The following is a 20,293-nucleotide window of genomic DNA, read 5'->3' as shown; positions in this document are numbered from 1 at the left end:
TTTAATCCAGAGTTTTAAGCAGGGAATCAAGGCGTGCTGTAATCTTTTGACTGCCGTCTGTGCAGAGATGGTCCTGGTCGGAAGCCATATCGTCTGAATAGTCGTGATTTCCCATTTTGTTTTCGTCCATTAGGATGAAATTGGGATAGTCTGAACTCCAACTCTTCAATTCTTCGATGAGTTTCTTTGCCGTAGAGCGGCGAAGACCGTAGCGTCCAAAAGCGCCTGTTTCCTTGTAGGCGGGGTTTTGCGGGAAGACCATTCCAATGACATAAATGTTTCTGTTCTTGGCCTTTTGGATAATATCCTTCAGTGCTGCTTTTGAATTATCCAAAAGGCTGGGATCATTATCAAAGATGGTGCTGTCGACCTTAACGTCTGCATCACCGCCCCATCCTTCGCAAATGGTTTCCAAAAGTCTTCCGCGGTCATTCAAGTAGATAAAGTCGTTGTCGATACTTAAGTTCTTTTTTGTTGCTCTGGCAAGTCCTTCGGGAACGCCATCTTTCCAATAATCGTGGTTGGCGTCGTACACGTAACCTGGATAATTTGGAGCTGCGGAAACAAAGAAGTTGTTGCTGTTGTCGTCGTTGGTGTGATACCAAAAATCTATATCGAGGGATACAACCAGGTATTTTAAATTGTGGCCGTGGGTGAGAATGTATTTTTCGGCAAAATCCTGTATGGCGTAGATGGAGTTTGGGGTGTGGGCGAAATTGACGGCGAAGAATTTTTTGCTGAGTCGGTTAGGACTCAGCGCGTAGAACGGACGTGACGACCCCAAAATAGCCACGTTAAGCGTGTCATAATAATCCCATAGCAGTTCCATTTTGTATCGCATGATGGTGGAGGCCCAACTGTCGTTTGCGAACATGTAGACTCCTGCACTATCCAGATTCAAGGTGCTGTCTTCAGTAAAGGAATGAGGATTGATCCATAAAGAGGGATGCCATAAATCCGTACCTTCGACCAGCTCTGTCGTGCTGCTGTCCGAAAGGTTTACCAAAACAATCTTTTCATGATTGTCACTGATACTACTTAGTGTGGCTATTACCAAATTGTCTTGAACCCATTCGGTATGGTCAAAAGTGAATCCTTGGGGAGCTTTTACGCTTTGGATAAGTGCTCCTGTGCTGTCTGTGACGAATAGCCTTTCGTGAACATGGTATGCGTTGCCGACATACTTTTTCCCTGTCTTTCCAGCGAAATCTAGGAACAGAACACGCTTGCTTCCATCTTTTGCCAAACTCACATTGCAGGCTTGTTCGTTGTTGTACCAAACAGTATCTGATGCTGAGGATTGGAAAATGTCGTTTTCAGTGGCAATCTTTGCTCTTAGAAGTCGAGCTCCCGTGACTGCAATTTTATTGTCGTCGCTAATACCTCCGTGGTATGCGCCATCTAATATTTTTTGTGGTTCACCGAACTTGTTCTTGCTGAAAGATACTTGCCAGGTGGAAGAAGTTGTTAAAAAGTCTTCGCCATTATTTGTGTTTGCACTATTTACGTAGGTAATGACAGTGCTCCCGTCGTCAAGAATTCTCCAGCGTGGAATTGCCGCGGAATCAACGTCTAGTTTCATGAGGGGCGTGTCGTATTTCTGCAACTTTTTGACGTAAATCTCTGAATTTCCTGGGGTGCCTTCGGGCCTTGTGCAAAATGCGACGTATCTTCCGTCGGGTGAAATTTCAGGATGGTAGACGGGAATAGTGTCCATGAATTCAGTGAACGAAGCGCTTCCGGAAGTGTAATCCAGATAGACGAGATTTCCGGAAATATTATTTCTAAAGGCTAGCTTTGCGTCAAAGGTTCCGGTTAGTTTCTTTATTTGTGCGGAACTTGCCGTAGAAGTGAGTTTGTCGCTTGTGATGTGGCCGTTACTGCTTAACCAGGTTCCGTTTTCTATGGGGCCGAAGGCTAGGCGGAAACCAATGTAGTTTGTGTAGTCGGGGCCTGTGACGACGTACGTGTCGCCGCGTCGATGCGGATTTATTGATATGGGGTCACTATTGAAGTATCCGCCTTTTACGACTCTTTCGCCAACTTCGTTTCCGCCTGGGGCTCCGACAAAGTTTGTGATGGTTGTGTCCTTAAAGTTACCCAACCAATCGTTTACCCATTCCATGACATTGCCTTCCAAGTCGCAAAAGCCTGCGTCGTTTTGACCCTTTTGACATATGTCGTGAGAAAGTCCAGAGGCGTTGTCTTGGTGCCAAGAATTGTTTGTGTTCCAACCTTGGGAGGCAGCAAAAATCCATTCCGCTTCAGTGGGGAGTCTATAGCCTTTTTTCTCGGGATGAAAATTGAGTCCTTCAAGATTGATGCAATGCTTGTCCTTGTTCAGGTTTAGCCTAGTGTAGGTGTAGACGGTATCGAAACCTTCTGTTTTACTTCGTGCATTGGCGAACAGTATGGCGTCGTAGTAGGTTACTCTGGTGATGGGTGCGGAACTGCTCTTGCAGCTGATTGTCGAGTCGAAGTCCTTGTATTCCTCTTGCATCAACTTTTTGAATTCTTTGCAAGTTGTTTCGTGCCTTTCAAGAGAAAAATCATAGGAGAAGGTGACGCCCATTTGCGGACGTTCGTTTACTTTGGCGGAAGAATCATCGCTGCCGACAAAACTGGTTTTACCGCTGGAGTGGACCAGAATGAAATCTTCATGCAGGGAATCAATTTCTGCAATGGGGACGTTGGTTTCTGCATCAATGCCGTTGCCTTCGTCCATAGAACAGGCGGTGATGACGCCTAGAACCAGAAAGCAAATAAATGCGAAAGGCTTCATAGGAAAGGCGTGCTTAGAAATCTCCGAGAAGGATTATTTCTCGACGGAGCTGGATTCCGAATTTTTCTGCTACGGTTTTCTGTACATGTTCGCTTAAGGCTTTGATGTCGCTTGCGGTGGCTCCGCCGGCATTCACGATGAAGTTGGCGTGGACGGTGCTGACCTCGGCGCCGCCAATGCGATAGCCCTTGAGTCCGGATTGTTCGATGTAGTAACCGGGTGCGATTTGCTGAGGCATATCTGTGGAGCCCACATCCAGGCGTTTGAAGGTGGAACCTGCGTTAGGCATGTTCAGTGGCTGGCTCGCCTTTCGCTTGGCCATGCATTCCTGCATTTCCGTTTCCAGCGTGTAGCTATCCTTGCCGGAAACTTTTGCAGGCTGCAATTGAAATGTTGCGGATAAAATAATTTCAGCAGTTTCCGGATTTGCAGCCAGTTCTTGAAACAGACTGTGACGATAACCAAAACCACATTCGTCTGCAGTTCTGATTCGTATGGCTCCGTCGGCGCAAAGGCTTTCCACTTCTACGCAGGTCTGGCTGACTTCCTGGCCGTAGGCCCCGGCGTTCATGTAGATGGCTCCGCCCAAGGTGCCTGGAATGCCCGCCAATTTGTGAATTCCTGCGAAACCTAACTTGATGGTTTTGCGGGCGAATCCCCCCAGGGGCGTGGCTGCTCCAACCTTGAACTTCCCGCCTCCTAAATCCGTCACTTCGGAAAAAGTTCTTCCCAAGGTTGTGATTAGTCCATTGAATCCCTTGTCGGAAACCAGAAGGTTTGTTCCGTTACCTAAAATGAAGTGGGCAAGTCCATTGTTCTTTGCGAACTTGCAAGCATCCTTGATTTCATCTACGGATTCTGCCTTAACAAAGTAACGGGACGCACCTCCTACCTTAAAGGAGGTGTGTTTGCTCATAAGTTCATTTTCAAGGATTTCCATACCTCAAATTTAGTTATATATTTATGGAAGATGACAAACGAGGAACTGAAACAGTTCAAGGCGTCCATATCCATTACCGCAGTGGCCCAGTCACTGGGGGTTGACGTCGTGCGCGGAAAATGCAGATGCTTCTTTCCGCAACGTCATTCCCATGGCGATCGCACCCCTTCCGTTTCTGTTTCCGAGGAGCGTGGATCTTTCCGTTGCTGGGTTTGCGACGATGTTCGCGGAGATGTCATTTCCCTTGTTCAGCTTGTAAAGGATTGCTCCTTCACCGAAGCTCTTGACTGGCTCATGGAACAATATCCTTTCCTTGTGCCCAATGGTGCAAAACGTCCTGTAGTTCAGAATTCTGCATCAGGCTCTGCATCAAGGTCCAATACGTCCAAGACCATGAATTTCCGCCCGGCCCCGGTTCTTCAGGATATGCCTCCCGTAGAGGAAAAGAAGGAGCTTATTTCAGAAGATGAACGCAAACGCGTGATTCTTTCCTTCCTGAAACATCTCAGCCCCGTGGACAACACGCCGGCCGCCGCCTGGCTTGCCCGTCGCCGAATTTACAAGCCTGTCTGGGATAAAATGCTTCTGCGCACGATTACGGACTACGGCGAACTGAACCGCAAGCTGCGTGAAGAATTTGGCGAAGAAGTCTTGAAGTATGTCGGTCTGTATAACGACAAGGGCAATCTTCGTTATTACAAGTATCCTTTGATTTTCCCTTACTTGGATTCCCAGCGCCGCGCCTGGTATTTTCAGGCCCGCGCCATAGAAAGCGGAATTACTCCCAAGGAAATGCTATTGCGTGGAACTGTTCCGTATCCGTACAATGTGGCTGCCCTGGATGGAACTCCTGGCTGGGTGTACTTGTGCGAAGGCTGTATCGATACCTTGACTTTCATCGGCCAGAAAATCAACGCCGTAGGAATTCCTGGGGTCCGGTCCTTCAAGGTGGAATGGCTGAATCTTTTCAAGAATAAAAGTGTGGTTCTTTGTCTGGATCACGACGAGGCTGGCCGCAGCGGAATGGAGTATATCGGGAACCTCTTTAACCAGGCCGGAATTCGAAACATTGTGCTAGGAGAAGGCCTTGAAGGCTTGCCTACGGCCATGAAGGAAGGGGAGGACATTAACGATTGGTTTGGGGGTAAAAAATAATGGGGAAGGTGAAAGCTTTTTTCAGCTGGTTTTTCCAGTGCAAGTTTACGAAGGTCTGTGGCTTCATTTTTAAATGGCTGTACCGAACCATAAATTTTGTGATTCGCCAGGCGTTGCTGATCGCCATTATCTATTCCGCGGCATTCTCCATTGGTGCGTCCTACCTGCTTTACAGGGCGTTTACCTATGGCTATGAAATCTACGATGGTGTGCAACAGTTGAAGGAAACGCAACCGGAAATGAGCAAGTACATGGAGGCCTTGCAGGACTCCAATCCGGCCATCCAGATCAAGCATACCTATGTCCCCCTAGATTCCATCAGTCCTTACTTGCGCAAGGCGGTGATTGCAAGTGAAGATGCTGGTTTCTACTTCCATCCGGGATTTGATGTCCGTGCCATTGCCGAGGCTCTTGATGCGAACCAGAATGCTGGCAGAACCAAGTTTGGCGGTTCCACCATTACTCAGCAGCTGGCGAAGAATGTTTTCTTGAGCAGCGAACGATCCTTTAACCGCAAGTTCAAGGAACTGGCCTACGCTGTCCTCATGGAGCGCGAATTGGGTAAGGACCGCATTCTGGAATTGTACCTGAATTACGCCCAGTGGGGCAAGGATGTGTTCGGCTGTCAGGAAGCCTGCAAACTGTATTACAAGAAGAGCTGCTCGAAAATCAGCCTGGACCAGGCCATCAACATGGCGGCCATTCTTGCAAGTCCGGGCAAGCATCATCCGGGAATGCGTGAAAGCCAGTTCATGGCCAAGCGCCGTGCGGTCATCTACCAGAACATGTTCCCCAAGAGGGATAGCCTGCTTGTAGATTCCTTGAGGCAACTTGTTGCCCCGCCTGTACAACCTCTTTCCTCGGGTGGTAGTGGCGGCTCCACTGCACAAACCTCCCGCTAGATACTATATTTTGTAAGTCAAAATTCAACTGTCTAAAAAAGGACAATAACAATGGCAAAGAAAGAATCCAAGAAGAAAGTCGTCCTCGCTTATAGCGGTGGCCTCGATACCTCCATCATCATTCCTTGGCTCAAGGAAAACTACGACTGCGAAGTGATCGCTTTCGCCGCTGACCTCGGTCAGAATGACTTCCCGGATGCAAAGGCTCTGGAACAGAAGGCTCTTGCAACTGGTGCATCCAAGTGCTACGTTCTCGACCTCAAGAAGGAATTCCTCGAAGACTACGTTTGGCCCACCGTCCGCGCTGGTGCCAAGTACGAAAGCACCTACCTCCTGGGTACCTCTTTCGCTCGTCCGCTTATCGCAAAGTACCAGGTTAAGATCGCTGAAAAGGAAGGCGCATACGCTGTTTCCCATGGCGCAACTGGTAAGGGTAACGACCAGGTCCGTTTCGAACTGACCTACGCCGCTCTCAACCCGAAGCTCGAAATCATCGCTCCGTGGAAGGACCCGAAGTGGAACATCCACAGCCGCGAAGATGCTATTGACTATGCTGCCGCCCGCAAGATTCCTCTGAACGGCATCAGCAAGAAGAAGATCTACTCCGAAGATGGCAACCTGTGGCACCTCTCTCACGAAGGTGGCATCCTGGAAGAACCGGATAAGGAACACCAGTACGATATGCTCAAGCATACCGTGACCTATGAAAAGGCTCCCAACAAGCCGGCTCATGTTACCATCGGCTTCGACAAGGGTACTCCGGTCTCTGTCAACGGCAAGAAGATGGGCGCAGTGGAACTCCTCGAAACCTTGAACAAGATCGGTGGCGAAAATGCTTGCGGTCTCCTGGACATCGTTGAAAACCGTCTTGTCGGCCTCAAGAGCCGCGGCGTTTACGAAACTCCGGGTGGCACCCTCCTTTACAAGGCTCACGAATGCCTCCAGCAGCTGGTCCTCGACAAGGAAACCTTGTTCGAAGCTCAGAAGATGTCTATGACCTATGCAAACCTCGTCTACAATGGCCAGTGGTTCACCCCGCTCCGTCAGTGCATGGACGCCTTCTTCGACGAAGTGAACAAGGTTGTTACCGGTGAAGTTACCCTCAAGCTCTATAAGGGCAACATCATCCCGGCTGGCATGAAGAGCCCCTTCAGCCTCTACGACATGAACCTCGGTGGCTTCTCTGACGTCGAAATGTACGACCAGAAGGATGCAACTGGTTTCATCCGTTGCTTCGGCCTCCCGCTGAAGACCCGTGCTCTCCTCCTCGGCAACAAGACCAACGTGGACTTCGGTTCCCCGGTCAAGCTCCCGAAGAAGTAATCGTAAGGCGAGTGAAGCGCGAACACTTGTGTTCGCATTTCCGAGCCGTAGATTACTGCACGCGAAGCGTGCTAGTAATGCAAAGGGAACCCTAGGTTCTCCTCTAAAGAGGACCATGCGCTCTAGACAATAAATTGTCTGAGCTGTCCGCCCTCTGGACTCCCTCCTTGATTCAAAAGATCTAGCCTTTTCGTCAGGGAAGGATTCCTTAAGCAACTTCATAGAGTAAGGATGCATTTAAAAAGAGTCGCGAGAAATCGCGGCTCTTTTTTTGAATTTGTTTTAAATCAGTTTTTAGTCTAGAACTTTACAATGTAGCCTGCGCCCCATAAAATGCGGGGTGCGTCATGCTCCATGATCTTGTAGACGGGAATGCTAATTTGTGTGTAAAATCCATAGATGTTGGCCCAGATTTCACCAGAGACATCAAGGATTTCCTTTTGATTGTAGGGATAAAGATATAGGGCTTGGTTGGCTTGGTTAATGGCTTTATGCAAGTCGTTGGGGGCTTGGGCGTATTCGTAGCCAGCACCTAGTCCGAGACTGACGTTGAAGGGCAATTCGTTGAAAAACGTCCAAAGGAAGCTTCCGCGCATGCCGCACCAAAAATCCCTGGGACCATTGTGCTTACCCAGTCCCTGGAGGCGGAATGTCAGTTCTCCGTAGGATACGCCACCCATAATAACCAGCGGGGTTTGATTTCGGAAACCGACACCAGATTCAAAATGCAGCCTTTTTTCTGCAGCACAGGCCATGCCCACGAACAACAGAACGAGGACTGTGACCATTTTTTTGAAGCTGAGGGGGAGTTTCATGTCCAAAATATAGCATTGGAGGTGTTGTTTCGTGAAGCATATCACGAAAAGAGGGTAAACTTTTTTATTTCATTTGACTGATTTATAAATATTCCTATTTTTCCAGTCAAATCACGATCAAAGTAAATCTTTGACAAAATTGAGGAATCGAAATGAAGTTGAAATCTTTCTTGATGGCATGCGCCGCTGCTTGCGCAATCGCCGCTCCCGCAATGGCTGAAGGTGGTACTTTTGAAGGTACTCTTCCGGAAAACTGGAAGGCTGACGTTTTCACTAGCGTCAAGATTAACTGGTACAATTTCAGCAACTGGCAGGCAGGTGGTACCTCCAACTATAACTGGTTGTTCCTGTGGCACGCAGACGTCCAGGGTAACTGGAAGGTCGCTAACTGGCGTAACCTCATCGACGTAGAAGTTGGCCAGACTTGGACTGAAGAACTCGGTTGGCGCAAGTCTAACGACAAGCTCTTCTGGGAATCCATGCTCGACTTCAACTTGCCGTTCTCTGCTACTGTCAAGGCTTACATCGGCAACCGCTTCGAAACTCAGGTTATGAACGGCTACTCCTACTCCACCGATGATGAAGGCAAAACCCATGCTAAGGCTGTTTCCAGCTTCATGGACCCGGCTTATGAAACTCAGGTTGCCGGTCTTGCTTACATCCCCAATGACAACTTCTCTATCCGTGGCGGTTTCGCAAACCGTATGACCATTTCCGATGGTTACGGCTATGCTGACGATCCGGAAACTACCGACAAGGTTGAAACCTTCCGTGACGAGCCGGGTCTCGAAGTTATCGCTGAAGGCAAGTATGCTTTCTCTGACGTCGTGAACTTCAAGAGCCGTTTGTGGGCATTCACCAACTTCCAGGGCGTTGAAAAGATCGACGGCAAGTGGGAAAACCTCCTGACCGTTTCTCTCGCTGCTGGTGTTGAACTCCAGGCTGGCTTCGACATGGCATACGACTGGGATCAGTCCGAAAATGCTCAGTACAAGACCATGGTCTTGTTCGGCGTAACTTGGCGCCTGTTCTAATCTAGACCAAGCTGGCAATCGCAGAAGACCGCCAGCTTTTCTGCTAGAAAAATATTAAAAAGAGACCGATTAACGTCGGTCTCTTTTTTTGTGCTCAGGTTAATTTTATTCTTCGGCGATATCCAAAAGGTCTGCTTCCCATTGGTCTCGTGCCTTGCGAAGCTTGTCCAGGGAGGCTTCGTCTGCTCCACTTTGATCGCGAATTTCCACAAGTTCCTTGTAGCGGGACAGGAGAGTGGTTGCCTTGCTATACTCGGATGCCAGATTTTTCAGGGTGGACTGGATGGCTTCGTCGGAATACAGCCTTGCGATGCCCTCGATGGTTCTTTCAATGAACTGTCGCTTATCGTTGTTTCGCAGGGCATCCTCTGCTTCCTTGAACTCAAGGGGGAGGATTGCGTCGAGCCAGCGAGCTTCATCCGCAAAAAGTTCGTTGTCTTCGGCAATGGCGTCCTTTTTTTTGGAAATTTCCAGTTGGCGGGCCATGAAGGGACGGTAAGTTTCTACATCAAAGGAAAAACCGTTCTCTGCGCCGAATTTCCCTAAATTTTGAAGATTTCGCTCCGTGGGGTTGTTCAATAGGCATTCCTTGAGTACGGAAAGCTGGTCCTTGGGTGCCAGTTGCTTGAAATTGTCGTTGCGGGTTCCTGAGGCTTTGAGCCTGAGCCAAAGGGCCCTTAAAATGATTGCTGCAATGACTATTGTAAATACTGTTGTGAAATTCATGGGCTATTATTTAGCTTTTTAGGGGTGTTTTGGGACGATATGGCTTGAAAATGGTCACGAAAAATTGCAAAAATCGTAAAATACCCCTTTTTTAAAATTTTGCATTATTAAAATGGCCAAAAATGGTGTATATTTAGGTTTGAATATTCGTAACCTATATCATAGGTGGAGATTGGATTATATGAACGCAAAGAAATTGTTGGCCATGGGAACCTTGATGGGATGTTCGTCCCTGGCTTTTGCTGTAGCTAATGATATTACCCAGCTTGATATTGTGATTCGCGACTTCCAGCCGAATCACCCGGACTTTGAAAATTTCTCCGAAGAAGCTCACGCGCACAAGAATGAGATTTTCAACTACCCGCTGATGTCTGTCAACGGCTTTGATATGGACTGGTATAATGCAACGGTCTATCATGAAACCTGCGGTAACGACGCTACGAAGTTCGGTTCTACCATTGGTATCGACGGTAAGCCGCACCAGAAGAACACTTCTCTTCCGAGTTACTTGCAAGAGACCTCCGCTACTACCACAGTCCTTAAGTATGGTGAATGCAGCAACAGTACCGTGAATGGTATTACCCAGCGTGGTTACGAAAGGGTCGGCGTGGATGCCTCCACTGGAGATCCTCAAGTTCAGGGCTTTGTGTGCTCCAATAACGCCGTTGTTTGGGCCAACCCCGTGTACTATACCCCGGGCATGGTTAAGCCGCACTTGGTGTTTGCTCCTCCTGCAGAAGGTGAAGACTACGACATGTACGATGGTGTTACCATCGAACAGGACAACCCTTTCTGCGACAGCCGTTTCTTTGGCCAGTGGTATAAGGATGTTGACGGTGTTAACTTGAGAACCAATACCACTATGGATATCCCGAGAGATGCCAAGAGTGGTTACTACATCTACGACTATAACTACAACAACGGTGGTTACTCTCCGCTGGATACTATTAATGCAGACGGAACCTGGGCTGGCATGAAACAGTGTAATCCTGAAATTCAGCCTCATGGTGTGTGTGAACAGTATGGTCCCCAGTCCCTCTCCATTTTCTGCCCGCCTTACAACTATCAGTACGCTGGTTCTCAGATTGACTACCGTAAGGTTAATACTTCCAAACTTTGCGAAGCTTGGCTGAAGAATGGCGGTCCGAGAAACCCGAATGCAGCTGTTTTGGCCGCATCCAGCGTCGCTGGTAATCTTGGTCAGCAGCACCTCCGCAACTATGCATTCACCATGATGGGTTATGCTAAGTTCAAGTACAAGGCTGCAAACCAGGTGGACAAGAACGGTAAATACAAGCCGGAAGTCTTCGAATTCGCCGGTGACGATGACATGTGGATCTTCGTGGACGGTGTGCTCGTTGTGGACCTTGGCGGTACACATCTTTCTGCTCCGGGTAGCGTGAACATCTTTACCTTGGCTCAGTTCAACCATGGTTGCCATGCTGGTGAACCTCTCGCTAACTATTCTAACTGCGATGGTGCTTCCGACGCTACTGGTTGGGCCGACAATACCTGGCACCACTTGCACTTCTTCTATGCAGACCGTCAGACCGATGGTTCCAACATTTACATTCGTTCTTCTCTTGCTGAAGTTGCTCCGTCCCGCTATGGTCAGCCGTCTATCGGTAACGTGACCGTGAAGGCTGACGATGAAGGTAACCAGACCACTAGCGTTTTGCTGAATACCTCCCTCTCTCCGGAAACTATGGCTTACCTCAACCTCGGTAGTACAAACCCGGATCTTGCTCAGCCCGCCATGGTTGTGGTTCGTGCCGTGACTATTAATGGTGTGACCACCTACAAGACCTATGGTTACTACGTCACTTCCATTTCCGGTGACGTGGATAAGGGTGCCAACGGTATCCTGTACCAGATGTCCGGTGTGCTGATTGGTGAAGATGGTCAGGTTGAAAAGGGTGGCATTCTTGGTAATGACATGATGGCCTTCAACTTCCAGTATGACAAGGATATTGCACAAGACACAGATTTGAAGGCTGCTTACGACAAGCTTGACCCGACCCTTTGGAACAGATTGCTTGAATGGAACGAAAAGCTTACGTTCGATATCGCCTCTTCCTCTGGCAAGCCGGTGGTTGGTTATCCGGATGACCTGAATAGCTGGGCTCTCGTCAAGTTCTTCGGTTCTGGTGTCGTTAAGCCTATTGAACAGGATAAGGACATTACTCGTCCGGACTTCGCAGAAAAGGCTGAAGAATTGACTAAGATGGCAGACGCAAACGGTGGCGAACTGCCGATCAACTCCACTGCAGATCTTATCCTTGCTCCGCTTCCGGAATATACAGCTGATGGCAAGCAGGTCGGTAAGAATGGTAACCCGTTGCTCCTGACCGACGATGACGCAAAGCTCTTTGGCTCTGCAAGTGCCGATGGTTCTCTTAGCAACAGTGCTACTGCAATCGTTGGCGGCAAGGCAAAGGATGCTTCTATGTGCTTCTCTGACGGAACTGAAAGCTGCACTAGCTGGTCCTTCGCAATGCAGGGTCCGTTCCGTATCAATGTCCGCGTATTCGACCACCTGGGCCACTTCGTGAGCCAGTACCAGCAGGTTGTTACCGAAGACATGATTAAGGCTGCCTTGTCTAAGCAGAAAGAGGATTCTTCTATTCCGGCTACATGTAAGACTCCGGTGTATGGTGAAACTGGTGTGCTCCTTGCAACCGTCAAGATGTACCCGGTTTCCCAGGATGGCCGTGCCTTGGCAACTGGCGTCTATATCTATCAGGTGACCGTGGTTCAGGAAGAATACACTCCCTGCCAGAAGATTAGTGGCGCTGTTCAGGAAAACAACGTTATCTACTCCAGAACTACAAACGTCTACACTCGCGGTTACCGCAGAGAAAAGAAGTAATCGCTGGAATAGCGTTTAAGAAAAGTCCCTAGGCGTAAAGCCTGGGGCTTTTCTTTTTGTAAAAGCGATTGTATTTCGGGGATGCAGTGCGCGGTGTTGGCGCGTAGTGTTGGCGTGCAGGTGGTGCGGTAAGCTTGTGTTTAGACGATTGGCTGGCCGATGAGGGCGAAGGGCTCGGCTGCGGTAATTTTTACGAGGAGTCGTTCGCCCGGGCGGTATAGGGCGGTGGAAGCTTCGATATCGCCTTTTAGAATCGTGCTGGAGGCTGCGCCAGATGCAGTGTTTGCGCTTGTGCTGGGCATGGCGAGTGCGACGGGGCGGTAGGCGTCGTTTCGGGCGATGAGGGTGCCCTTACGGTAGCCTTGCTTCTCGATGGTGACCAGCTCTGTCTGCCCGATCCAACGGGAATTGTTTTCTGCGGCGATTTGCTGAAAGGCGGCAGCCAGTTCCGCGGAACGCTTGTGCTTGATTTCGTCGGGAACGACGTCTACCATGCGGCTGGCTGGTGTACCCGGGCGGGAAACGAAGCGGGTGATGTTGCAGACGGTGGGGCGGGTTTCGCGGAGAACTTGGAGGGTGTCTTCAAAGTCCTGGTCTGTTTCTCCGGGGAAGCCGACGATGAGATCCGTGCTGAGGGTGAACAGCGGGAATCGCTTGTTGAATTCTGCGGCAAGCTTGACGTAGTCTTCTGCGGTGTGCTTGCGGTTCATAGCCTGCAATACGCGCTCGCTACCGCTTTGAACCGGCAAGTGGATGAACTTGTACACGCGATCGTCCTGGAAGCATTCCATGAGGGCTTCGCTGTACTGCATCATATGGCGGGGGTTGCCCATGCCGAGGCGCATGCGGTAATCTCCAGGCACGTTCACAAGAATCTTCTGAACCAGCTCGGCCAGGTTCCTGACACCGTTATTGGTGCCTTCCGCAAAATCGAAACCATAACATCCGCAATCTTGTCCGGTGAGTTGGATTTCACGGCAACCGTCCTGCACGAGCTGGCGGATTTGCTCAACGATGGAGTCTGCAGCAAAACTGCGGAGACGTCCTTTAACCAGTCGGGTGGAGCAGTAGGCGCAGGCATCGAGACAGCCTTCTTCGATGTTCACGATGCCGACTTGTAGAGCCTCGCGAAGTACGGATGTTTTTGCGGGTTCTTGGGCTTGTTCTGCGGCGAGTTCGGTGGAGCCCTTGGATAGTTCCGTCAGGCTTGTGAAAACGACTTTCCCGTCAATCCAGGCCACTTCTTCTCGAAGGTCCTTGGGGGCGCATCCGGTGACGTAAATAGCGGCCTCGGGTGCTGCGTCTCTTGCTTGTCTCAAGAGCTTGATGGCGCTGGCATTGCCCTTTACCGTACAGACGTTTAAGATGTACGCGTCGGGACGTTCTCCGTCCAAACCGAACACCACGTCATATTTGCTTTGCAGCAGTCGGGCAATCTTTTCGCCTTCACCGAAATTGGCTGCGCAGCCTTGGCTGATGACTTTGAGAATGGGCTTGGACATAAGTTTGCTTTGCTAGTTGACGAAGATTAGCGGGTGTACTTTTCCAAGGTGATGCCCGGATAGTAGTGGGTCAAGATTTCCTGGAAGGACTGGCCGGCCTGTGCTCTGGCGCGGACGCCCATCTGGCACATGCCAACGCCGTGGCCGAATCCGGAACCCTTCACGATCCATTCCTGCTTTTCGTGGGTAACGCTGAAGAGGGAGGAGGGGAGGATTGAATTTGCCTTCTTGAAAAGCCAGCGGGTCTTGTCCGTAAGAACGTCAAAGTGACCCTTGTCTGTTACAATGCGAAGGGTGAGAATGCGACCGCTGATCAAAGTGTCGATGATGGTAATGTTTTTGACCTTCTTGAAGTCGGCTCCAGTTCCGCCGGAGAACTTTGCCTTGGCTTCCTTGGCATTCTTCTTGAACAGGTCAACAATTTCTTTGTCTGTAAAACGCTTCTCCCACTTCATGTAGCTAGACTCATCGCACCAGGGACTGCCATTGGGTCGCAGGTCCGGCTTGCATTGCAGGTAGGGAAGGTTGGGACGATTCCAGGTGGCCAGCGTTTCTGTCTTGCCGCCACATGTGGAATGGTAGTAGGCGATGATGAATTCGCCGTTGTAGGTCATGACTACGCCTGCGGTAGCCTTGACCGCTGCGTCGGTCAGCGGGGTGGCGCCTTCCAGGCCCTTATAGACCTGGTCTTTCACGTCGGCATAGACGTCAAAACCCATGGCTTCGCGGCTGTTAAAATGCTTGTAGGCGTAGGTGCGTGCGGCGATAGCTTGTGCCTTCAATGCTTCGATGCGGGAGGCGTCCAGCTTGCCGATTTCGTAGGGCACGGAACCGCGTAAGTAGTCTTCCACGTCGACGGCGTTGATTGCGTCGACTTTGCCATTGGTTGCGCGGAGCAGTACGGAGCCCGGATAGCAGGCGCGCTTTAAGGATTTCTGGTCCTGGGCTACGGCGAGGCAACTGCCGTCTTCGTTCTGGAATTCGCGGGATTCCATTTCCATGGACTTGCCGCCGGCCTGCAATTTAACGCGGGAGCCTGTTGCGGTTACCTTGATTTCTTCGCCGTTGAACATCAGGTAAAGTTCCTTGACGCCAACGAAAATCCCTACGCGGATGGGGCGGTTCAATTCCTGAGGAATGGCCCTGTTTTGCAAACCTTGGGGTGAAGCGACTTCCACTTCTTCTGATGTGGAAACCGCCTCGATGGGAGCGAAGTTTTCCATGAACAAGGAATCTTCGCTTGCGGAGTCTACGACAGGTTGAGCAACAGGCGCTGCGTTTGTCGGAGCTACCGGAACGAACTTGACCACTTCCGCCTTGGCCACGTCTTCGGGCAGGTCGAAATCATCTGCAGATGCAGAAACAGCCTGCGACTCTGCAAATGCAAAGTGCGTCAGGCTGTAAAAGAGAATGGAGAGGAATGTCCACCGGAACTTCAATGGATATCCCTGCCCTAAATTAGCGCTTGCCCTTGAGCTTGGCCTGGGAATCCTTGGCCATCTTCTTCAACTTGGACTGGTTCATCATGCGGTCAGAAGTAGAGATCTTGTCCACGAACAGGTCACCGTTCAGGTGATCGGTTTCGTGCTGGATGCAGCGGCCAAAGAGACCGTCGCAGTCGTGGATTTCCTGGGCTTCACCGTTGATGTCGAAGAATCGTACGCAGACCTTGCTCGGACGCAGCACGTTGCAGAAAATGTCGGGAACAGAGAGGCAGCCTTCATCGTATTCAACGATTTCTGCATCAGGTTCAGCTTCCCATTCCGGGTTGAACATGATGTAGGGGCGGGGTTCCTCTTCTCCGGGGATAGCGGTGTCGATCACCACAAGACGGATGTTCTTGCCAATCTGAGGAGCGGCAAGGCCGCAACCCGGGGCGTCGTACATGGTTTCAAGCATGTCGCGGGCCAGTTGACGGAGTTCCGGGGTAATTTCGGTAATGGGTTCGCACTTCTTGCGCAGAACCGGGTCGCCGTAAATTCGGATGGGGAGGATTGCCATAACTTATGTACCTTGGATTACTTCTTTTCTTCGGTCTTTTCTGCCGGCTTTGCTTCTGCGTTGAGAACGCGGAGGATTGCTGCCTTTTCGAAGTCGATGAGGGTGGTAGAACCGGTACGAACAGTGACGGTGGTAGAGGTTTCGTCGATGTTGGTCACAATGCCGATGATACCAGCGGTGGTCATCACCTTGTCACCCTTCTTGAGGCCCTTGCGCATTTCTTCCTGAAGCTTTCTTTCCTTGCTCTGTGGGCGGATGAAGAAGAACCACATCACGACGAACATGAGGATCAGCGGAAGGAAACCACCCAAAGCGCTGGGCTGCTGTTCTGCTGCTGCATCCTGAGCAAAAGCTGCAACGGAAGCGAGGGAGATGAGAAGTGCGGAAAGTTTCATTTGAATAACCTTTATGTAAGGGGTTTAATAATTACGGAAATAAAATAGTAAAAACCGCGGAACGATTAGACCAGCTTCTTGTCCAATTGCGGGAATATGCGGTTCAATTCCAGCATATCCATGATCTTCTCGAAATCACAGTAGAAGAAACCGATGGATTCCAGAGGGATGGTGGGATCGCCGAAGTCCACGGGAATGGAGGGCTTTATGAGACCGCGCTGAACCAAGGGCTGGATGGTGAGCATGGTGACGGTCATGCCGTGCATTGCCTTTTTGGCGGTAGCCTTGATGGTATCGGTGGTGACGACGCAAACACCGTTGTTCAGCGGCTCGTGGCTTTCCTGTACGGCCTTCATGATGGCGGTAAGGATCATCTGTTCCGTCATGGAAAGAATGTTGGGAGAAACCTTCTTCTTAGTAGCACGGTACTGGATTGTCTCGTACAGAAGCCCGATGACGCGGGGGCTATCTACAAAGATTTCGTCGCCGTGAACCTTGAGCACATCTAGGCCTTCCAATGCGGACAGAAGTTCCTGGATATCTTCGCGACCCAAGTTCACCAGGATGTTGATTTCCTTGATGACTTCCGGAAGAGAAATCTTTTGGTTCGGATTGTTTTCCAGATGGGATTTCAGCAAGTACAGAAGAGTGGGCAAGGCCATGACGCGGCTGTTCTTCTGGTTTGCTTCTTCGGCAATATGGTAACGTCCGGTGAGGAATGTCAAAATGGAGCGGAGCCAGCTTGGTTCTTCGTCCAGGATATTCTTCAAGGCAACGTGAGGAATTTCCTGGATTGCAGCGTCTTCCATGACCTGGATAGTTTCATCGCAAGGCGTACCCTCGATTAAGCTGAATTCCCCAATCAGGGAGCCGGGACCGTAGTTGTTAACCTTGCTTGTGTGGGTAGAAGATCCCTTGAGGAGACCGTCCTTTACGATGTAGAGGGCGTCCTTGGAATCTCCTTCCTTGCAGAGGAATTGACCTTCGGAAAGATTCATTATACGACCCCCCGAATGTTGGTCTCGTAGCGCAGGGCTTTCAAGAAGTATGTTACTTTGTTTGTATCGACAGCGAAGTTGTCTTCATCTACGGGCTTGAACCAACCCAACTTGACCAGGTGAATCCATTCTGTTACATCGGCCTTGGGGTCGTTCTGCTTTATGAAGGCAAGCCACCCCGGACCATCCTTCTTGACGCCAGCGTCCATGGTGGACAGGAACACCAGAACCTTTTTCTGGTAAAGCGTCAGCTTGTAGGGTGCGAAGGTTTCGCACTTCTCCACAGAAGTCAGGTAGTCGATGAAAATTTTCAGGAGGAACGGGTCGGGGATTTTGCAAATCGCACGGCCGTCGATTTTCGTAAGCTGCAGCAGGTGCCTGCGGATGAGGGACTTGAAATCCTCTTGCACGGAGTCGCTGGGGATGCGTGTAAGCCAGGCGTATTCCTGGATCATCTCGGTGAGAGACTGCGGAGTCTTTGCTGGCTTGTGGCTGCAGTACTCTGCCAGGCTCTTCAAGGTGTTCTGCACGTTGGACTGGCGGGCTGCATACTTCAGCTTACGGGTCTTTGCAGAAAGGGTCTTGATAACGGCAAGAAGCCATACCGGCAGACGATGCAGTTCGGATTCCATGCACTCTTCGTTGACGATGGTGATGGTGGAATCCTTGGTAGCCACAAGTTCGTGATGGAAAGGCTCACGCTCCAAGAGGGCGGCCACACCTACGAGGTCACCTGGATGCATGGTGAAAACAATTTCGTTGTGATTGTCTTTGTTGCGAGCTGCCAGTTCCCCGTCGTTCAGGATGACGATACTCCGTTCGTCGCTATCCGGAGTATAAACAACAAATCCCGCCTTCACGTGAATACGATTGGGCGGGATTATATGTTGCCGGGAATCCACCGTTTTCATGGTCGGACTACCGATAGCAGTAAAGATTACTGACGTTCGTCGATACGAGCAGCCTTACCGCGGAGGTCGCGCATGTAGTAAATGCGAGACTGACGAACCTTACCCGGGCGATCCAGGAGGATGTTAGCGATACGCGGAGAGTTGACCGGGAAGATACGTTCAACAGCAACGCCGTTGGACATCTTACGAACGGTGATGGTCTTGGAAATGCCAGAGTTCTTGACCTGGATGACAACGCCCTTGAACGGCTGGATACGTTCCTTGGTGCCTTCAATAACCTTGACGTTAACGGTGACGGTGTCGCCAGCGCGGAATTCCGGAAGGTCGGTCTTCACGTTTTCATTCTGGATTGCTTCGATATTCAGGGACATAATGTACCTCAGTTAATTATTTGATGCCAAATTTAGTATCTCTTTCGAGATTTTTAAAGATGTCTGGGCGCCTTTCTGCCGTTCTTTTTAACGATTCTTGACGCCTCCAGGCTGCAATGTTCTTGTGATGGCCCGATAAAAGCACATCTGGAACCTTTTTCCCTTCAAAAACTTCCGGACGGGTGTAGACCGGCCATCCTAGTACGCCCTGGGCAAAGGAGTCGGTATCACCGGATTCTCGGTTGCCGAGTGCGCCGTCGATAAGGCGGACCACTGCGTCTGTTACCAGCATGGCGGGCAATTCACCACCACTGACAACGAAGTCGCCTATGGAAATTTCCAAATCCACTTCGGACTGGCGGATGCGGTCGTCGATACCCTTGTAGTGCCCGCATACCAGCACCAGGTGACTTTCGTGGGAAAGCTCCTCTGCCAGTTTGTGGGTGAAAGGCACGCCGTCTGCAGTCAAATAGATGACCTTGCCGCCGTCTTCCTTGACGCCCGTACTGCGAATAGCTTTAGCCAGAGGTTCCGGTCGGATGACCATGCCCGGCTCGCCGCCGTAGGGAACGTCGTCTACCTGACCGTAGTCATTGATTGCGAAGTCTCGCAGGTAGACAGTGTTGAATTCCATAAGCCCCTTATTCTGAGCCCTGCCCATGATAGAAGACTTCATGGGAGTGAACATTTCAGGAAAAATGGTGATACAATCTATCTTCATTTTTCCCCCGGGCACATACTCTTGAGGTAGTCTGCGCCGCAGGTAATGCTCTCGCCTTCTTCGTCGATTTCCAAGATGCAGTCGTCGACCCAGGGGGCTAGAATAGGTTGAGCGGAAAACTCTTTCTGGTACTCCAGATCAAACTTGATCTGGAAGGCATAGACGGAGGGGAGTTCTTGAACCTCAATGACCTCTCCAACATCACGGCCGTCTTCCAGTTTGACACGGAATCCAGCCAGGTCGTCAATGTAGTACTCGCCCTCGGGGGCAGGCAGGCGTTCAGATTCAGGAATCATGATGTCGCCATTGACAAAGTGGGTGATGGACTCTGGTGTGTCGTACCCCTTGAATTTAAGCAGCCACAAGTTGTTTGCCAGCCTGGAATCTTCCACCGTCAGTTTAACCAGTTCGCTATTGGTCTTTTTTAGCATCACATCCGTAAGCTTCTCGTGACGGGTGAGGTCGTGAGTCAGAGGCATCGCCTTGATGTAGCCTTTTACGCCATGAGTGCGCATGAGCTGACATACGGTGATATACTCTTCTTGTGCTTCGGATTCAGACATTAAAGACGTGGGTGGGAATCTGACTACAGTAAACTAAAAAGCGGATACTGTATATGGAAGGTGGTTGCAAAGGGGGTTTGGAACCTTGCGATTCCTTTGAAAAAAGCCTCGTGCAGGGTTACTGCGCGAGACTCATTCAAAAAGCTTGGATTAAGCTTCTGCCGGTGCTTCAGCAGCTTCAGCCGGAGCTTCTGCAGCAGCTGCAGCTTCTGCTTCAGCAGCAGCCTTGGCAGCCTTTTCAGCTTCGATCTTGGCGAGAGCCTTAGGACCGAGCTTTGCCTTCTT

General features: G+C 50.3%; 18 protein-coding genes. 5 read left to right on the top strand and 13 right to left on the bottom strand.

Features of this window, described 5'->3' with window-relative positions:
• Window position 1 precedes the first annotated feature (1 nt).
• Together MJZ25_05550 and murB are read right to left on the bottom strand one after the other, a co-directional pair.
• Window positions 2-2,782: a TIGR02171 family protein gene (locus tag MJZ25_05550; protein ID MCQ2123635.1), complete on the bottom strand. Its 2,781-nt coding sequence runs from the start codon at window positions 2,780-2,782 to the stop codon at window positions 2-4.
• A 13-nt stretch (window positions 2,783-2,795) separates the two neighbouring features.
• On the bottom strand, window positions 2,796-3,722 hold the full coding sequence (gene murB / locus MJZ25_05545; GenBank protein MCQ2123634.1) for a UDP-N-acetylmuramate dehydrogenase: 927 nt from the start codon (window positions 3,720-3,722) through the stop codon (window positions 2,796-2,798).
• 30 nt (window positions 3,723-3,752) lie between these two features.
• On the opposite strand from murB, the gene MJZ25_05540 reads away from it, so the two are divergent.
• Genes MJZ25_05540 through MJZ25_05530 form a run of 3 tightly spaced genes read left to right on the top strand, consistent with a single transcriptional unit; the run spans window position 3,753 to window position 7,102 of the window.
• Window positions 3,753-4,877, top strand: a complete 1,125-nt coding sequence (locus tag MJZ25_05540; protein ID MCQ2123633.1) for a CHC2 zinc finger domain-containing protein — start codon at window positions 3,753-3,755, stop codon at window positions 4,875-4,877.
• Window positions 4,877-5,779 (top strand): monofunctional biosynthetic peptidoglycan transglycosylase, encoded by a 903-nt coding sequence (gene mtgA, locus MJZ25_05535; protein MCQ2123632.1) that lies wholly within the window; start codon window positions 4,877-4,879, stop codon window positions 5,777-5,779. Before MJZ25_05540 ends, mtgA begins: the two co-directional genes overlap by 1 nt.
• 51 nt (window positions 5,780-5,830) lie before the next feature.
• Window positions 5,831-7,102, top strand: a complete 1,272-nt coding sequence (locus MJZ25_05530) for an argininosuccinate synthase (GenBank protein ID MCQ2123631.1) — start codon at window positions 5,831-5,833, stop codon at window positions 7,100-7,102.
• A gap of 299 nt (window positions 7,103-7,401) precedes the next feature.
• Here the strand turns inward: MJZ25_05530 and MJZ25_05525 are convergent, their stop codons facing one another.
• Entirely contained in the window at window positions 7,402-7,917 is a 516-nt protein-coding gene (locus tag MJZ25_05525; protein ID MCQ2123630.1) for a hypothetical protein, read from the bottom strand.
• A gap of 152 nt (window positions 7,918-8,069) precedes the next feature.
• Here MJZ25_05525 and MJZ25_05520 point away from each other — a divergent pair, with 152 nt between their 5' ends.
• Window positions 8,070-8,951, top strand: coding sequence for a DUF3078 domain-containing protein (locus MJZ25_05520; protein MCQ2123629.1), 882 nt, complete (start codon window positions 8,070-8,072; stop codon window positions 8,949-8,951).
• A gap of 105 nt (window positions 8,952-9,056) precedes the next feature.
• On the opposite strand, the gene MJZ25_05515 is transcribed toward MJZ25_05520, so the two are convergent.
• Window positions 9,057-9,677 (bottom strand): hypothetical protein, encoded by a 621-nt coding sequence (locus tag MJZ25_05515; protein MCQ2123628.1) that lies wholly within the window; start codon window positions 9,675-9,677, stop codon window positions 9,057-9,059.
• Window positions 9,678-9,858: 181 nt separating this feature from the next.
• On the opposite strand from MJZ25_05515, the gene MJZ25_05510 reads away from it, so the two are divergent.
• Complete coding sequence (locus MJZ25_05510) at window positions 9,859-12,546, top strand: fibro-slime domain-containing protein (protein MCQ2123627.1); 2,688 nt, start codon at window positions 9,859-9,861, stop codon at window positions 12,544-12,546.
• 140 nt (window positions 12,547-12,686) lie between these two features.
• Here the strand turns inward: MJZ25_05510 and MJZ25_05505 are convergent, their stop codons facing one another.
• From MJZ25_05505 to rimM, 9 genes are all read right to left on the bottom strand, one after another.
• Window positions 12,687-14,048, bottom strand: a complete 1,362-nt coding sequence (locus MJZ25_05505; protein MCQ2123626.1) for a tRNA (N(6)-L-threonylcarbamoyladenosine(37)-C(2))-methylthiotransferase — start codon at window positions 14,046-14,048, stop codon at window positions 12,687-12,689.
• A gap of 26 nt (window positions 14,049-14,074) precedes the next feature.
• The gene (locus tag MJZ25_05500) at window positions 14,075-15,487 is read right to left on the bottom strand and encodes a SpoIID/LytB domain-containing protein (GenBank protein MCQ2123625.1); all 1,413 of its coding nucleotides are present in this window, start codon (window positions 15,485-15,487) and stop codon (window positions 14,075-14,077) included.
• Between the two features lie 19 nt (window positions 15,488-15,506).
• Window positions 15,507-16,049: a peptide deformylase gene (gene def, locus MJZ25_05495; protein MCQ2123624.1), complete on the bottom strand. Its 543-nt coding sequence runs from the start codon at window positions 16,047-16,049 to the stop codon at window positions 15,507-15,509.
• Window positions 16,050-16,066: 17 nt separating this feature from the next.
• On the bottom strand, window positions 16,067-16,444 hold the full coding sequence (gene yajC, locus MJZ25_05490; GenBank protein MCQ2123623.1) for a preprotein translocase subunit YajC: 378 nt from the start codon (window positions 16,442-16,444) through the stop codon (window positions 16,067-16,069).
• Window positions 16,445-16,509: 65 nt separating this feature from the next.
• On the bottom strand, window positions 16,510-17,442 hold the full coding sequence (locus MJZ25_05485) for a Crp/Fnr family transcriptional regulator (GenBank protein ID MCQ2123622.1): 933 nt from the start codon (window positions 17,440-17,442) through the stop codon (window positions 16,510-16,512).
• Window positions 17,442-18,353, bottom strand: a complete 912-nt coding sequence (locus MJZ25_05480; protein ID MCQ2123621.1) for a cyclic nucleotide-binding domain-containing protein — start codon at window positions 18,351-18,353, stop codon at window positions 17,442-17,444. The genes MJZ25_05485 and MJZ25_05480 overlap by 1 nt, the downstream gene beginning before the upstream one ends.
• Window positions 18,354-18,379: 26 nt before the next feature.
• Window positions 18,380-18,724 (bottom strand): 50S ribosomal protein L19, encoded by a 345-nt coding sequence (rplS, locus tag MJZ25_05475; GenBank protein MCQ2123620.1) that lies wholly within the window; start codon window positions 18,722-18,724, stop codon window positions 18,380-18,382.
• A gap of 16 nt (window positions 18,725-18,740) precedes the next feature.
• Window positions 18,741-19,445 (bottom strand): tRNA (guanosine(37)-N1)-methyltransferase TrmD, encoded by a 705-nt coding sequence (gene trmD / locus MJZ25_05470; protein MCQ2123619.1) that lies wholly within the window; start codon window positions 19,443-19,445, stop codon window positions 18,741-18,743.
• Complete coding sequence (gene rimM / locus MJZ25_05465) at window positions 19,442-20,008, bottom strand: ribosome maturation factor RimM (GenBank protein ID MCQ2123618.1); 567 nt, start codon at window positions 20,006-20,008, stop codon at window positions 19,442-19,444. The genes trmD and rimM overlap by 4 nt, the downstream gene beginning before the upstream one ends.
• Window positions 20,009-20,293: the final 285 nt, after the last annotated feature.

Origin of the sequence: Fibrobacter sp. (assembly GCA_024399065.1) — a bacterium.
Lineage (GTDB): Bacteria > Fibrobacterota > Fibrobacteria > Fibrobacterales > Fibrobacteraceae > Fibrobacter.
Note: the sequence above shows the minus strand (reverse complement) of the source record. Positions and strands in the feature narration are given on the sequence as shown.